Genomic DNA, 723 nt, shown 5'->3' on the forward strand with positions numbered 1-723 from the left:
AGCGTGAACGCGTTGTTGGCGATCGATGTTGGGGGGAATCTCGTGTTTACGCGGAAGATCTGGGTGCTGCTGCTTGCCGCTATGGTTGGGGCACTGACCTTGTTGGGTTCCGGCAGTGCTGTGGCTGAACCACAGTTGCCGAGGATCGCGATTTACAGTGACAACTTCGGCACCGTGGGTGACCATAACAATTGTCGCGGAGCTCTGAATGTGGGGGTTGTCGCACCGAAAGGTAAGCGCGGGACCATTCGTGTCACTGTGACCTCCTTCGGATTCACAGGTGACGGAACGGGGTGGACGCGAAACCCAAAGTGCCGGTTTCTCCTCCGCCTGACGCAGTGGAGTGCGAAGTATCCGGTCGGCAAGGAAGTGTTCTATCCGGTCGCGTTCGGTCCACGCCGGGGCGAGAGGTTCGTTCGCGAACTCCATCCGGGATCTGGACTTGGCTCCTTCAACGTCGCCACCTACGCAATCGATCAGCCCGTCCAGCTGCCCCAGTCGTATGGCGGCAGCGGATTTCTTGCCACTGTTCCTTGAGATGAGGTGGATCGGTCGGTGCGTCCACTTTCGCGGACCCTCTACACCGCGAACGTCGTCGAAGGGAAAGCCGTATCGCCCGAGATCTTCGCACCAGATAGCGTCCCGTCATGGTGCCGGAGCCGGTGCAGGTCGACGAGGCGGAACTCCGTCGACAATTGGCGGCCGTCTACCGGCTGGTGGCGC

1 protein-coding gene is annotated in these 723 nt (G+C 60.6%); it reads left to right on the forward strand.

Annotated features, from left to right (window positions below; genetic code table 11):
- On the forward strand, positions 1-537 hold a 537-nt coding region (locus tag ACPXCG_RS23955; RefSeq protein ID WP_425794892.1), incomplete at its 5' end, for a hypothetical protein.
- Positions 538-723 lie beyond the last annotated feature (186 nt).

This window comes from Gordonia sp. DT218, assembly GCF_049847105.1.
In the GTDB taxonomy this organism is placed as follows: Bacteria; Actinomycetota; Actinomycetes; order Mycobacteriales; family Mycobacteriaceae; genus Gordonia.